This window comes from Pseudomonas sp. NPDC087804 (genome assembly GCF_044742965.1).
GTDB classification, from domain to species: domain Bacteria; phylum Pseudomonadota; class Gammaproteobacteria; order Pseudomonadales; family Pseudomonadaceae; genus Aquipseudomonas; species Aquipseudomonas rustica.
Map to the genome: position 1 here is coordinate 889,427 of NZ_JBIUVN010000001.1, position 14,175 is coordinate 903,601.

Below are 14,175 nucleotides of genomic sequence, written 5' to 3' on the forward strand. Positions count from 1 at the left end.
ATGACTCATCTTCCCTATAGCGACGCGCTGTGCGCGTTGCCGCAGCCCTATTGTCGGGACTCGGCCCCCGCAGGACTGTTCGATCAAGCCATGGCCGAGACCAGTCGTTTTCATTGCCGGCACACCCCCGGTTACGAGCACTGGCTGAACAGTCATGGAATAAATGTGCATGACCTCGACAGCCTGGACGACTGGTCAACATTGCCGCCGATCTTCGCCAGTTTTTTCAAGCGTCACCTGCTGCTCAGCAGCACCGGTGAGCACGCACTGGAACTGACGTCCTCGGGCACCAGCGGCGAACAAAGCCGTATGCGCTATGACACACGTAGCATGGCTGGCGCCCAGTTCATGGTCGAACGAATATTCGATCATTACGGCTGGAACACTCCCGAAACCCCATGCAACTACTTGCTTCTGAGCTACGAGCCAAAAGATCGCATTACCTTGGGGACCGCTTACACCGATCAGTTTCTCTGCCGTTTTGCGCCAAAAAATCGCGTGATCTACGCCCTTCGCAATACCGGCAACGGTCATCAGTTCGATGTATTTGGTGTGATCGCTGCTCTGCAATCCTTCGCTGAAGAAGGCCTGCCGGTGAGGATATTCGGCTTTCCCGCATTTCTCTGGCAGGCCCTGCAGCGAATGCAGGCGACCGGTGTAGCGGATTTACAGTTACCGCCGAATTCGCTGGTGTTTTTCGGGGGTGGCTGGAAAACCCAGGCCGCGCAGGAAATCCCAAAAGCGCAGTTATATGCGCAAATCCACCGGCAACTGGGGATTGAGCCGTCGAATTGTCGCGATGGTTATGGAGCCGTCGAGCACGCAGTGCCTTACGTAGAATGCGCTGAGCATCACTTTCATGTGCCGGTGTATTCACGCGTCTACATACGCGACCCCGGTGACTTTCGCGTGTTGCCCTATGGCCGGCAAGGCTTGTTGGGATTCGTCTCGCCCTACATCTCGTCGAGTCCTGCGCATGCGGTAGTGATGAGTGACCTGGCCACGTTACACCCCGGCGAAAGCTGCAACTGCGGCCTGGAAAGTGACTGGTTTGAACTGCATGGCCGCGCCGGCACGAGTGCCGGGCGCAGTTGCGCCATGGCCGCCGCCGAACTGCTGGGGGATCACTGACATGTTTTTGATTAATGGACAGCTGAATCCCCAACGTAGCCTCGATGACGCACTGCACACTCTTTATGCGGATCTGCCACAGTGCTTGAGCATGCCCTTGCGCGCAGAAACGGTGATCAGCGCAGCAATCCGGTTCGCCGAACAATTGCGCGACGGCAGCACACTCGCGCTCGACGCCGAGCAATGCCAAGCGTTGATCAACTTCTGCCAGGCCGATGCTTTACGCAACAAACTTGCGCGCGAACTCGGCGATCAACCAACCTCACTGCGGCGTATTGATTACCGTCAGCCACGTTTCGAAAGCTGGCGCGCATTGGGTCTGGTCGTGCACATCACGCCGGGCAACGCGCCGTTGCTGGCATTCTGCGCGGTGCTTGAAGGTTTGCTGGCCGGCAACGTCAATTGGCTGCGCCCCAGCAGCAGCGATCAAGGATTGACCGCGCGTCTGCTTCAAGCGCTGGTGCAATGCGATGCCAGCGGACAACTCGCCGGCTACATCGCCGTATTACCGGTGGCCACTGCGCACATCGGTCAGCTGTGCAAAAAGGCCAACGGCGTCGCCGCCTGGGGTGGAGAGTCCGCGTTGCGGGCCATCCGCCAACAGCTGCCGCCCGGTTGTCGCTGGATCGATTGGGGACATCGCATCAGCTTCGTTTACATGACACCGGAGGCGGCATCAGCGCAGGCGCTGGATGCCGTGGTCGATGAGGTCTGTCGTCTGGATCAGCAGGCGTGCTCCAGCCCGCAATGGCTGCTGGTGGACAGCGATGACCCTTCGGCACTGCGCGACATCGCTGACAAAGTGGCCGAGGCCTTTGAACGTCGCGCCGGGCAATGGCCAGCGTTGCAACCCACGCTGCAAGAAGCCTCGCAAATCACCACCCAAACGCAGATGACCCGCTTGGCGCAGAGTTTTGCCGGGCAGATGGGGCACGTCTGGAGCGGATCGGGCTGGCGTGTGATTTGGGCGCATACCCGCCAATTGAGCCCCTCACCGCTGTTTCGCAGTTTGCTGCTCTTCCCGGTGCCTCGCGCGCGAATCAGTGAAACCTTGCTGAATTGGCGAAACGTCCTGCAAAGCTGCGCGCTGGTGTGCGAGGACAGCCAAATCAGTGAGCTGACGCAAACGCTGATCAGCGCCGGCGTCACCCGTCTGGCGCCGGTCAATGCCATTCACGACGGCTATGACGGCGAACCCCACGACGGCGTCTATGCGCTGCAACGGCTTAGCCGTCGAGTGTCGGTCAGCCTGTCCGCAACCACACTGCCGACCCACGCAACCCTTGACCCACTGCCACTGGCGCCCGTCCACAACGGTCAGCCGATCATGAGTAAAGACGCCTTCGTCTCGCAGCCCATCAATCCGGCAGCGCAACTGTATTTTCGCTCCGGCGGCAGCAGCGGCCTGCCGGCGTTGGCGGGTTTCAGCTACCGCGACTTCGAGCGGCAGATGCGTGCAACGGCCGATGGACTATTTGCGGCTGGTCTGGATCCGCGCCGTGACCGGGTCATGAATCTGTTCTTCAGTGGCGGGTTGTACGGGGGGTTCTTCAGCTTCGCCAAAGTGCTTGAGCTGCTCGACGTTAGCCACCTGCCGATGGGTGCCCCCGCCGATGATGAATACGCTGAAATCGCGCAACTGATCGTCGATCAACGCGTCAACGTGCTGATTGGCATGCCGAGCACCCTGCACCGCTTGTTCCTTAAACAGAAAGAGCGACTGCAAGCGTACGGCAACATCGAAAAAGTCTTTCTCGGAGGTGAGCACGTCAGTGAGCAAAGTCGCGATCTGCTGCAAAGTTGCGGCGTTTCCCTCATCCGTTCGGCCATTTACGGCAGCGTTGACGCAGGCCCGCTGGGCCACGCATGCCAGGCGACCGACGATGGCGTGTTCCATCTGCTAAGCGATATCCAGCAACTGGAAATTATCGGGTTCGATGACGACGTCGCGTTGAGCGGTGATGGCGTCGGCCGACTGATCTTTACCTCAACCGCCCGGGAGGGCCAGTTCGTCGAGCGTTATGACATCGGCGACAGTGGTCGCTGGGTGCCCGGGCATTGTGCTTGCGGGCTGCTCTCGCCGCGTTTCGAACTGATGCAACGCCACGGAAAACTGATTCGTATCGGCACCGATTTCATTTCCCTGAGCGAATTGGCCGAGCGCCTGCAAAGCCCTTTCCAACTGTTGCTTGACCACGCACCCGACGGCGTCGAACGCATGCGCCTGCGCTCGGAACTCTCATCAGAGGAGGCCCTGACCCGCCTGGCCAGCTATTTGACGCTCGCGACCGTCGTGCAGAGCGGATTGTTGGTGCTCGAAGTTGAAGCCTGTTCCGTCGAACACTTCACTCGCCACAAACACAGCGGCAAGACGCCGATATTCATCGACTCACGGCGTTAACAGCCGACTTATTACAAGAGAAAACACCGTGAAAACTATTCATCAACTCAACGAGCTGATCACCTACGCTCGTCAACACTCGGGTTTTTACACAGAAACGCTGGGGCCTATTAATCAACCGATCACGGCTTTGGCCCAACTACCACTGACCGATCCAGTCGACTACTGGAATCAAAGTCATGACCTTGATCGTTGGCCTGTGCTGACAGGTTCACCGAGTCAGGCGCTGGTGTTCAAAACAGGCGGTTCGACCAGCGCGGGCAAGTTGTCCGTTTACAGCCGCAGTGAATGGCACACGCTCGTCAGAGACTTCGGTCATAGTCTGACAATGCAGTTCAAGCCCGACGATCGCGTGGCCAATCTGTTTTTCGCCGGCGACTTGTACGCCAGCTTTCTGTTTATTCATGACGCGCTCGCGCATGTCGATACGTCGATTACCGAATTCCCTTTCACCGGCGACGTCGATTCCAGTGTATTGGCCGAAGCGATCGTTCAGCATCGGATCAATGTTCTGGCAGGAGTGCCTGCGCACTTGTTGGCATTTGCCGCCTGGCTGAGCCGTCATGGGCAGATTCTGAGGGGCGTCGAGACAATCCTTTACGGCGGCGAAAGCTTGTTTGCTTCGCAGCGGCAGGTACTCGGCCAAGTTTTCCCCAACGCCCGCATCACCTCCATTGGCTACGCCAGCGTCGATGCCGGTTTTATCGGCGCCAGTACACTGGACTGTGATGACGGCGAGCATCGAATGCAGGACGAGCACGCCATTATCGAGATCATTGACGAGGTGTCCGGAGCGGTGATTGATGACTGTGATCAGCCGGGACTGTTAGTGCTCACAAACCTGAATCGAACCTTGATGCCGCTGGTTCGCTACCCGGTCGGCGATCGCGCCTGCTGGCGTGAGCCCGCCGGCACCGCCCGGCGTAAATTTGCCCTAAAAGGACGCAGCGCCAGCAGCCAACGGGTGCGCGTGGGCCTGCTTTCGCTGATTCCGAGCGAAATCGGCGCCATCGTCCAGCACACCGTTGGCAGTGACGACTGGCAACTGATGATCGAACAGACAGCGCACAAGGATGTATTGAGCCTGAAGTGGCAACCGACCACCCCGCCGCCGTCCGACGAGAACGCTTGCCGGCAACTTGAATCGCGCTTGGTCGAGTGCTATCCGCTGATCAAAAAACTGCAGGCTGACCAATTGCTGGAACTGCGCATTCAGCGTTGCACATCCGAAGACCTGCAGCGTCATCCGCGCTCCGGAAAATGCTTGCGCGTACTCGATCGGCGCGTGTACTCGCCCCCTGCTGCGGGGCTTACGTGATGGAAACACTGATTTTACGCAACTACCGCAATTCCGACGCAACGGCGGTCAGCCAACTGTTCAGGCAGGTCTACGGTGATCACTATGTGCAACCGCATGTGTACCTGCCGCACATGATTAGCCAGAACCACGCGGATCATCGATGGCATTCGCTGGTTGCCGAAGTCGATGAACAGATCCTCGGCCACGCCACACTGTTTCGCGAAACCGCCTCGCACAGTGCCGAACTGGCGCTGAGCGTCGTCCACCCGCAAACCCGTGGCCAACAAATCGCCACGCGTCTGGGCGAGCAGTTACTGACTCATGCGCAGGCGTTGGGGTGTCGCAATGTCACAATCAAGCAAGTCACCCATCACCCCTACACGCAGCGGATGGCCGCCAGCCTCGGCTTTCATAACACCGGGCTGCTGCCGGACTACGTACCCTCGCCGTTCGGCGCCAGCACGCCGGAATCGATTGTCATTGGTTGCCGGGGCATTCCAGGCTATCAACAACCGTTGCCGAGCCAACGCTGGCCGACCCGTTGCGCGGCATTCATGCTCCACCTCAGCAACGTGTTCGGTGTCGATGATCAAACGCCTCGCTGGAGCGGCGTACCGGTTCAACTGGAAAAGCAGGCGAACCGATACGACATGCTTGTGAAAAAGATCGGTCCGGGCTTGATCAGGCAGTTGCGAGAGTTGCCAGCGCATTGGCTGGTGTCGATAAAGCTCAGACTGTCCAGGCACTTTGCCGTGGATCTGAGCCGGCTCGCCGATATCGGTTTTGTCTTTACGGGACTGGCGCCGGGGCACGGCAAATACGAGGGATGGTTGGCGTTGTTTCATCGGGGAATGTGCCAGCGGACGCTGCATCTCCACTGTCCGCACATGCAACGCTTGCACGAACTGACGCAAACGCAGGCAGCCACACAGATTGATCGTTAGCGGGAGCGATGGCCTGTGGTCTGATGAAAACTCAGCAGACCACAGGATTGCGGCATTTAGGCCTTGGCTTTAACACCCTTGTCCGAAGGCGGCGCAGGCGCGTTGCCTTCACCGTAGGTCTTCAGATTCTGCAGCACATAAATGGCTTTCTTGAATTCCGGGATCAGGCTCTTGCCGTAGAAATTGCCGTTGAGGCTATTGCTCTGGATGGTGTCCAGTTGGGTGGCGAAATACTCCAGCGCGTTGAAGCGTGCTTCAGGGTCTTTCTGTACGCCGAAACGGTCGAATTTGTCGCCGGCATTGAGCAGAGTGATGGAGGTGATCTCTGAAATCAGCCCTCTACCGCGCAGAAATTCGCTCAGATTACCCAGTTGTTTCACCGACACGTTGGTCGGGTCAAACCCTTTGATCTGCTTGCGCAGTCCTTGCTTGTCCATCTCGGCAACGTTCAAGGCATTAGGGTTGGTGCCGACCTTGGTGAGCATTTGCTGCACCTTGACGCTCTGAGCCACCTGTTTCTTCGCACCCGTGTCGCGAACCAGAACGCCGGCCTTGCTCTGCCAGGTACCGGTAATGCCGATAGTCATGCGAAAACTCCTTGAAAAACGGCCATGAAATGTCCTTGTTGAGCGACTTGTATGCCCGAGAGTATCGGCCGGCACACCAGTGACTCCAACTTATTTATGGTCTTTTTACACATTTCGTACATTTCAGATACAAATCTGCAAAGCGGCCTAAATAAAGGCTTACAGCGATATTGTTAGAGCGCCGAGAATAGATTTATAGCACTAATGAACAGGCTGGTTAGTTTGAATGTATCAATGCCGATACGTGCCACTGATCGACAATTCGAGATCCAGTACGAAAGTACCTAAAGCTTCCCTTTGCCGCGACGATACGTAGGGATACCCGCACTGTTTCGAATCCCCGCGCCATAACTACAATCGCAGCTCAAGGACCGGTTTCCATGCCCGCATTCCGCACCATTCAGGCTCGCTACACGCTGTTTCTGGTTCTGTTCATTCTGCTGTTGTCAGTGCTGACCGTGGTCGGTATCAGCCAATTGGTTGCGCCCAAATTGCGCCACACCGAAGAGCAAGTCGTGCTCAACCGCATCGCCGAAGTTGCTGAACAGATTCAGGGCGAATTGAACAAGGTTCAGGCACAGCAACGCAGCATCACCCAGACCATTCCCCTGCTCGACAGCGCGGCAATCGACACCGTGTTGCCTGGACTGGTTGACCAGTACGGCGAATTGAAAGTCTTTGGCGGCGGTATCTGGCCGCTGCCCGGCCAACGTGAAGCCGGACGCAACAAGTTCAGCACTTTCTGGCACCGCGACGCCTCGGGAAAACTGGCGGTAAACACCTTCTGGAACAGCGACGCCGCGCCCAATTACTACGACCAGAGCTGGTACAAGGGCGGCATGCAAACCCCGCGCGGCCGGTGCGCCTGGGCCGCTGCCTATAAAGACGACGCCAGTGCCGAACCGCGCACCAACTGCGCCATGGCCATCCAGAAAAACGGCGTAGCGTGGGGCGTGTCGACCATCGACGTGACCCTCGGCTTTTTCAATGATCTGGTGGCGCGCAAGGAAAAAGACCTCAACGCCGAAATGCTCATCGTCGAAGCCGACGGCAAGATCATCAGCAACAGCTCGCGGATCAGCGGCCCGATCGTGCTGAAGAACATCAGCGAGCTGGCGGGCAACCTGCCGTTCGCCAAGCAGATCAACGCTGGCCTGCAAAACCGCGAGCAATCGCAACGCGTCGAGTTCGACAACAACGGTCAGGACAGCACCTTCTTTATGCGTCCGATCGAAGGCACGCCGTGGTTCCTCGCCACCGCCCTGCCGACCAAAATGCTTACCGCCCAGCGTGATGACGTGCTCAGCACCTTGAGCCTGTTGCAGATTCCGTTGGTGATTCTGTTGGTGCTGCTGCAGGTCTACGCGATTCGTCAGTTGATCGCGCGAATGAAGGCGTTGAAGGCCAACATTGATTTGCTCTCCAGCGGCGATGCCGACCTGACCAAGCGCATCACCATTCGTGCCGAAGATGAACTCGGCGCGATCGGCCATTCGATCAACGCGTTTATCGCGTATCTGCAAAACATGATCGGCGAAGTGACTCACGCCACTGGTGCCATGGCCTCGAGCCTCGACAACCTGCAACGCACCTCGGCGCACACCAGTCAGATTCTGTTGCGGCACGCCTCGGAAACCGATCAGACGGTTACCGCGATCACCGAGATGAGTTCGACCGCCGAAAGCGTCGCGCAAAATGCCGCTGAAACCGCCGCGTTCACCCAAAAAGCCAACGAAAACGCCGACCGCTCGCGGGTGGTGGTCGGTGAAGCGACCGACAGCGTTGTCGCGCTGATCGACGAAGTGGCCAGCGCCACGCACAAAGTCGAAAACATGCAGCAGGACGCTCAACGCATCACCGAGATTCTCGGGGTGATTGGCGCGATCGCCGGCCAGACCAACCTGTTGGCGCTTAATGCTGCAATTGAAGCCGCCCGTGCCGGTGAACAGGGTCGCGGTTTTGCCGTAGTGGCTGACGAGGTTCGCGCCCTCGCCGCGCGCACTCAGGCCAGCACCTCGGAAATAAACGAGATGTTGACCCGCCTTACACAAGGCGTGAGCTCGTCGGTTGCGGCGATGGAAAACACCCAGGCCAGTTGCCAGTCGGCGGCCGACGCCACGGCGCGGGTCAACACCGGTCTGGATGAAATGGCCGGTTCGGTCAGCCACATCAACAGCCTGAGCACACAAATCGCCACCGCCGCCGAACAGCAAAGCGCCGTGACCGAAGAGATCAACCGCAGCATGGTGCAAATCCGCCACATGGTTGAGGAACTGGTACACAGCGGCCAGGCCAGCGAGTTGAATACGCAGCAATTGCTGGAGGCTAATAGCCGGGTGAGTGCGATTATGGGGCGCTTCAAAGTCAGCTGAACCACCAAAGTGACACCCCCTGTAGGAGCTGCCGAAGGCTGCGATCTTTTGATCTTGCCCCTTAAAAGCGAATCAAAAGATCGCAGCCTTCGGCAGCTCCTACAGGGACTACGGCGTTCCGGTCTTGTAGCAACTGGAAACACTCCGTTGAAGCCGGGCAGGAAAAACCGGTCAAAATACGTTCTTTTTCGACCGCCACTCGACTCGAGAACCTGTCATGCGAACCTCTCTGCGTCTGCTCACCCTGAGCGCTCTGTTCATTTCTTCCCTGGCGCAAGCCGCCGATCTGATCCCGATCGAAGTTCACCGCGACGCCAATTGCGGCTGCTGCAAGAAGTGGATCAGCCACCTCGAAGCCAACGGCTTTAAAGTTGAAGACCATGTCGAAAGCGACATGAGCAGCTTCAAACAGCAACACGGCGTGCCACCGCGTCTGGCGTCGTGCCACACCGCGATCATCAATGGCAAATTCGTCGAAGGCCATGTGCCGGCCGATCAAGTACTGGCCCTGAGCAAGCGCGATGATCTGCTCGGTGTCGCCGCGCCGGGCATGCCGATGGGCTCGCCGGGCATGGAAATGGATGGCATGAGCGATGCTTATCAAGTGATCGGTTTGAAGAAGAACGGTACTGACGTCGTGGTGGCGGACTACCCGGCTCATTGATGGGTGCAGCATACGTCGGGCTGTTCTTTGCCGCGTTCGGTGCGGCAACGTTATTGCCGTTACAGTCCGAGGCGTTACTGGTCGGGTTGATCGTCAGCGAGCGCTACTGGCTGTGGGGGTTGTTGGCGGTAGCGACGCTGGGCAATGTGCTCGGCTCGCTGGTCAATTGGTGGCTGGGGCGCGGGATCGAGCGCTTTCAGGAGCGCCGCTGGTTTCCGGTCAGCGCCAAACACATGGCCACTGCGCGCAAGCACTATGAGCGTTACGGCCATTGGTCGTTGCTGCTGAGTTGGCTGCCGATTATCGGTGACCCACTGACCCTGATCGCCGGCGTCATGCGCGAACCCCTCGGACGCTTTCTGCTGATCGTCACACTCGCCAAAGGCGCGCGCTATGGCGTGCTGGCCCTGTTAACCCTCGGCTGGCTCGGTTGAACCATCAGCCGCCGACATTGCCTGTGTGTTTAACGTCGCCGTAATGCGGCCATTCCAGCATCGGCCGATTTCCATGGAGTTTGTCCCTATGTCCAACTCGTTAAACCGCTGGTTGCCCGGCCTGTTCCTCAGCGCCGCCCTGCCCCTGTTTGCCCATGCCGCCACTGAAACCGCGCCCGCCGAAGGCCCGGCGTATGGCCCGGAACTGCAGGGCTTCGAATACCCTTACACGCTTAAACACTTCGCTTTCCAGTCCCAAGGCAAATCCCTGCAAATGGGTTACATGGACGTCGCCGCTCACGGCAAGGCCAATGGCCGCACCGTGGTGTTGATGCACGGCAAGAATTTTTGCGGCGCGACCTGGGACAGTTCGATCAAAGCCCTGAGCGAGGCCGGTTATCGGGTGATCGCGCCGGATCAGATTGGTTTCTGCTCCTCCAGCAAACCCGACAACTATCAGTACAGCTTTCAGCAACTGGCGACCAACACCCAGCAACTGCTGAAAGCGCTGGGTATCCAGAAAGCTACGCTGCTCGGCCACTCCACCGGCGGCATGCTGGCCACGCGTTATGCGCTGCTGTTCCCGGAGCAGGTCGATCAACTGGCGCTGGTCAACCCGATCGGTCTGGAAGACTGGAAAGCCCTTGGCGTGCCCTACCGCAGCGTCGATCAGTGGTATGAGCGCGAACTGAAAGTCACTGCCCAAGGCATTCGCGACTACGAACGCACGACTTATTACGATGGCCGCTGGAAGCCTGAATTTGATCGCTGGGTCGACATGCTCGCCGGCCTCAGCAAAGGCCCGGGCAAGACCCAAGTCGCCTGGAACTCGGCGCTGATCTACGACATGATTTTCACCCAGCCGGTGTACTACGAGTTCAAGAACCTGAAAATGCCGACGCTGTTGTTGATCGGTACCTCCGACACCACGGCCATCGGCAAGGACATTGCGCCACCGGAAGTGAAGGCGAAGATCGGTCACTACGACGTGCTCGGCAAACAAGTGGCGAAACTGATCCCGCAGTCGACGCTGGTGGAATTCCCCGGCATGGGCCACGCGCCACAAATGGAAGAACCCGAGCAGTTCCACAAAGCGCTGCTGGGCTGGCTGAGCAAAACCAATCCCGTTCATTGATGAGGTAAGGCTGATGGCGGTGCAGATTGCAGTAATCGATGACTGGCAAGACGTGGCCCGCGACGTGGTCGACTGGTCTGTGCTGGACGGCATCGGCGAAGTCACGTTTGAACATGATTACCCGGCGGACAACGCCACTTTGGCGCAACGTCTGGGCCGCTATCAGGTGATTTGCGTGATGCGCGAGCGCACGCGTTTCGATGAGGATTTGCTCAAGCGTCTGCCCAATCTGAAGCTGCTGGTCACCGGCGGCATGCGCAATGCGGCGCTGGACATGCCAGCGGCAGCCAAACTCGGGATCAAGGTCTGCGGCACTGATAGCTACAAACATGCAGCGCCGGAATTGACCTGGGCGCTGATCATGGCGGCCACACGCAATCTGGTGAACGAAGCCAATTCGCTGCGCGCCGGGCAGTGGCAGCAGGGTCTGGGTGGCGACCTGCATGGCAAGACGCTGGGCATTCTCGGCCTCGGCAGCATTGGCCAGCGTGTTGCGCAGTTTGGTCAGGTGTTTGGCATGCGCGTTATCGCTTGGAGCGAGAATCTCACGGCTGAGCGAGCTGAACAGGTCGGCGTGACGTACGTCAGCAAGCAGGCGCTGTTCGAGCAGGCGGATGTGTTGTCGGTGCATCTGGTGCTCAGCGAGCGCAGTCGCGGCTTGGTCGATGCGCAGGCGCTGGACTGGATGAAACCGACGGCGCTGCTGGTGAACACCGCGCGCGGGCCGATTGTTGATGAAGCGGCGCTGATCAAGGCGTTGCAGAAACAGCAGATCGCCGGGGCGGCGCTGGATGTGTACGAACAGGAGCCGTTGCCGGACATGCACCCGTTTCGCACGTTGGACAATGTGCTGGCGACGCCGCATGTCGGGTACGTGAGTCGGCAGAATTATGAGCAGTTCTTTTCGCAGATGATCGAGGATATTCAGGGCTGGGCTGCGGGCAATCCCATCCGCCCGCTGAATTAACCTCCCCATGTAGGAGCTGCCGAAGGCTGCGATCTTTCGATCTTGATCTCAAACGACAACATCAAAAGATCGCAGCCTTCGGCAGCTCCTACACTTGGTTTATGTGCAGCCCATCAACAAACTGTCCGCACCACAACAGTGCAACCCCCTCCTTCCCCAGCACAAAATTGTGACTGTTCAGTCACCGTTTTAGCCCCGCGCCTCAAAAAAACCTGCACTTCGTCGGTGCGTTTACCCCTGAAAACTCCGGTTACCGATTAAAGCAAACCGATTGTCGAACAATTTACCCATTTGCCGTCGCCCGCTCTAGGATCTGGCCTAGACTGGTTTTCGGGGCACGAAACCGGTTGGTCACATTCCGGAAAAAAAGTCGAAACTTTTGCACGACGCGGCGGGTCATCACAAAGGTAGGGCCGAAGCGGCTGGTGCAATCCTTGCAATAGCCCAAACACCCATTCTGCTTGCGCGTGTTGGGTAGCGTTTGCTCACCGATGCGTGGCGCGTTTGCGCTTGCCGTACGTAGGAGCTGCCGAAGGCTGCGATCTTTTGATCCTTTAAAAGCCAATGATCGCAGCCTTCGGCAGCTCCTACAGAGAGAACACAAGAATCAGATCAACAACACGGGAGATTCATATGATCAGTGCGGCATTGGATATTCAGGGAGAGCGTGCTCACCAATCGATGGGTGAATCGAGCACCATCAGCGTTCCCGGCAGCCGACAGATCAACGTCCCCGGCACCAAAACGCTGACGCCAGTAGCAAGTCAGAATCCCAACAAGAAGAAAGTGTTGTTCGTGACCTCGGAAATCGCCGACCTGGTGAAAACCGGCGGTCTGGGTGACGTGTCTGCCGCCCTGCCCCGTGCCATGGCCCATTTGCACGATGTGCGCGTGTTGATCCCCGGTTACCCGCAAGTGATGCACAGCGAGAACCCGATCCACATCATCGGCGAACTCGGCGGTCATGCTGCGCTGCCTCCATGCAAGATCGGGCGCATGGACATGCCTGACGGTCTGGTGATCTACGTGTTGATCTGCCCGGAACTGTACGAGCGCGAAGGCTCGCCGTATGGCGCCAACAACGGTCGCGACTGGCCGGACAACCATATCCGCTTCGCCCGTCTCGGTCTGGCCGCTGCCGACATCGCCGCCAACCTCGCACAAATTCACTGGTGCCCGGATCTGGTGCATGCCCACGACTGGCCGGCCGGTCTGGCCCCTGCTTATATGCACTGGCGCGGGCAGCGCACGCCGACCCTGTTCACCATTCACAACCTCGCGTATCAAGGCGTGACCAGCCTCGGCTCCTGCCCTGAACTGGGCATTCCCAACCATGCCCTGCAACAGGAAGGCATGGAGTTCTACGGCAAGATGTCGTTTCTCAAGGCCGGCATGGCCTACTCGAGCCACATCACCACGGTCAGCGCCACCTACGCGCAGGAAATCACCACCCCGGATTTCGGCTGCGGCCTCGACGGTTTTCTTGCCGCCAAGACCCAGCAAGGTTTGCTCAGCGGTATCCCTAACGGTATCGATGAGAGCTGGGACGCCGCCACGGATCCGCACCTGTTCGCGCCGTTCGCCATTGGTGACTGGGAAGGCAAAGCCGTCAATGCCGCCCACGTTCGCGAGCTGTTTGAACTGAATGACTCTGAAGGCCCGCTGTTCGCCGTGGTGTCGCGTCTGGTGTATCAGAAAGGTCTGGATCTGACTGAAGCGGTGTCCGAGTACATCGTGCAGAACGGCGGCCAGATCGCAATCATCGGTCGTGGCGAGCCGGAAGAAGAGCAAGCCATGCGCGAACTGGCCTTGCGCTTCCCGGGTCAGATCGGTGTGCGCATCGGCTTCAACGAAACCGACGCCCGCCGCATGTTCGCCGGCAGCGACTTCCTGTTGATGCCTTCGCGTTATGAACCCTGCGGTCTGAGCCAGATGTACGCCCAGCGCTTCGGCTCATTGCCGGTTGCGCGCAACACCGGCGGGCTGGCCGACACCATTGAAAATGGCATTACCGGTTTCCTCTTCGACGAATCCACTGTTGAAAGCTATCAAGAAGCCTTGAGCCGTGCGTTCAAAGTCTTCGCCTATCCTGATTTGCTCAATGCCATGCGTTGCCGGGCAATGGCGGCACCGTTCAACTGGTGCAAAGCGGTTGAACCGTACGCCGAACTCTACGAACAACTGGTGGCCAAGGCCTTGGGTAAAGCAATCCACAAGTAACCGATCCACAAGGAACAAGG

Annotated in this window: 11 protein-coding genes; 10 read left to right on the top strand and 1 reads right to left on the bottom strand. The window is 58.5% G+C overall.

Annotation, left to right across the window (positions count from 1 at the left end; genetic code table 11):
• Genes ACIOMO_RS03895 through ACIOMO_RS03910 form a run of 4 tightly spaced genes read left to right on the top strand, consistent with a single transcriptional unit; the run spans nucleotide 1 to nucleotide 5,776 of the window.
• Entirely contained in the window at nucleotides 1-1,131 is a 1,131-nt protein-coding gene (locus tag ACIOMO_RS03895; RefSeq protein ID WP_401238247.1) for an acyl-protein synthase, read from the top strand.
• 1 nt (nucleotide 1,132) lies between these two features.
• The gene (locus ACIOMO_RS03900; protein ID WP_401238250.1) at nucleotides 1,133-3,532 is read left to right on the top strand and encodes an aldehyde dehydrogenase family protein; all 2,400 of its coding nucleotides are present in this window, start codon (nucleotides 1,133-1,135) and stop codon (nucleotides 3,530-3,532) included.
• A 28-nt stretch (nucleotides 3,533-3,560) separates the two neighbouring features.
• Nucleotides 3,561-4,850: a phenylacetate--CoA ligase family protein gene (locus ACIOMO_RS03905; RefSeq protein WP_401239420.1), complete on the top strand. Its 1,290-nt coding sequence runs from the start codon at nucleotides 3,561-3,563 to the stop codon at nucleotides 4,848-4,850.
• The gene (locus tag ACIOMO_RS03910; protein ID WP_401238253.1) at nucleotides 4,850-5,776 is read left to right on the top strand and encodes a GNAT family N-acetyltransferase; all 927 of its coding nucleotides are present in this window, start codon (nucleotides 4,850-4,852) and stop codon (nucleotides 5,774-5,776) included. The genes ACIOMO_RS03905 and ACIOMO_RS03910 overlap by 1 nt, the downstream gene beginning before the upstream one ends.
• A gap of 56 nt (nucleotides 5,777-5,832) precedes the next feature.
• Here the strand turns inward: ACIOMO_RS03910 and ACIOMO_RS03915 are convergent, their stop codons facing one another.
• The gene (locus tag ACIOMO_RS03915; RefSeq protein WP_053120554.1) at nucleotides 5,833-6,363 is read right to left on the bottom strand and encodes a hypothetical protein; all 531 of its coding nucleotides are present in this window, start codon (nucleotides 6,361-6,363) and stop codon (nucleotides 5,833-5,835) included.
• 380 nt (nucleotides 6,364-6,743) lie between these two features.
• On the opposite strand from ACIOMO_RS03915, the gene ACIOMO_RS03920 reads away from it, so the two are divergent.
• The 6 genes from ACIOMO_RS03920 (at nucleotide 6,744) to glgA (ending at nucleotide 14,155) form a co-directional block, all read left to right on the top strand.
• Complete coding sequence (locus ACIOMO_RS03920) at nucleotides 6,744-8,735, top strand: methyl-accepting chemotaxis protein (protein ID WP_401238255.1); 1,992 nt, start codon at nucleotides 6,744-6,746, stop codon at nucleotides 8,733-8,735.
• Between the two features lie 217 nt (nucleotides 8,736-8,952).
• Nucleotides 8,953-9,399 (top strand): DUF411 domain-containing protein, encoded by a 447-nt coding sequence (locus ACIOMO_RS03925; protein ID WP_401238258.1) that lies wholly within the window; start codon nucleotides 8,953-8,955, stop codon nucleotides 9,397-9,399.
• A complete protein-coding gene (locus ACIOMO_RS03930; RefSeq protein WP_282358015.1) occupies nucleotides 9,399-9,833 on the top strand; it encodes a YqaA family protein in 435 nt (144 codons plus the stop codon). Before ACIOMO_RS03925 ends, ACIOMO_RS03930 begins: the two co-directional genes overlap by 1 nt.
• 88 nt (nucleotides 9,834-9,921) lie before the next feature.
• Nucleotides 9,922-10,968, top strand: a complete 1,047-nt coding sequence (locus ACIOMO_RS03935; RefSeq protein ID WP_401238261.1) for an alpha/beta fold hydrolase — start codon at nucleotides 9,922-9,924, stop codon at nucleotides 10,966-10,968.
• A gap of 13 nt (nucleotides 10,969-10,981) precedes the next feature.
• Complete coding sequence (locus ACIOMO_RS03940; protein WP_401238264.1) at nucleotides 10,982-11,935, top strand: D-2-hydroxyacid dehydrogenase family protein; 954 nt, start codon at nucleotides 10,982-10,984, stop codon at nucleotides 11,933-11,935.
• 633 nt (nucleotides 11,936-12,568) lie between these two features.
• Entirely contained in the window at nucleotides 12,569-14,155 is a 1,587-nt protein-coding gene (glgA, locus tag ACIOMO_RS03945; protein ID WP_212550726.1) for a glycogen synthase GlgA, read from the top strand.
• The last annotated feature ends 20 nt before the right edge of the window (nucleotides 14,156-14,175 follow it).